Genomic DNA, 529 nt, shown 5'->3' with positions numbered 1-529 from the left:
ATTCAGAAGTGTCCATGTTGAGATGCCACTGTTCACCGTGTATTTACCATGATCGCCTGCATCGTACCAACCACCGGTCGCATCAATAGTCAGGTCACAGCCAGGCCATTTATTTCCCCAACTATCAACTTTATCAAAACAGGTTGCAGTATCGGACATGTGGCCACCGGGCCTCGCAAGATCTTCACGTTGAACGAACTCTGGCTTTATTTCAATGCCGCTGCGATTTTGATAGAAGTAAGACAACGCATCGAGCTTCAACTTGCTATAAACATCATTTCGAATATCGAATGGATAGCTTACATCGTCATCGACCTTGACCGTTAAACCTCTCATCGTGTCTGTATATTTTGAAAGGTTAACTCGGTGAATGTGCTCACCCGACGCTTTATTCAAACCGAATACTTCTGTTTTACCGAGGTCGAGGCTGATCCCTGATTGAGAGACTAATGTCCATTTCAAAGGTGTCGTCGAGGTATTTTCAACAAAGATATATTTATCAGATTTCGGTAAGAAACCAACTTGGTTA

The 529-nt window shown here is 43.3% G+C and carries 1 protein-coding gene; it reads right to left on the bottom strand.

Annotated elements, in window-relative coordinates:
• On the bottom strand, nucleotides 1-529 hold a 529-nt coding region (locus AB4486_RS25605), incomplete at both ends, for a glycoside hydrolase family 9 protein (RefSeq protein ID WP_372119546.1).

Source organism: Vibrio sp. 10N.222.55.C6 (assembly GCF_041473395.1).
GTDB classification, from domain to species: Bacteria; Pseudomonadota; Gammaproteobacteria; order Enterobacterales; family Vibrionaceae; genus Vibrio; species Vibrio crassostreae_C.
The sequence above is the reverse complement of the archived record's forward strand: the minus strand, read 5'-3'. Positions and strand labels throughout refer to the sequence as shown.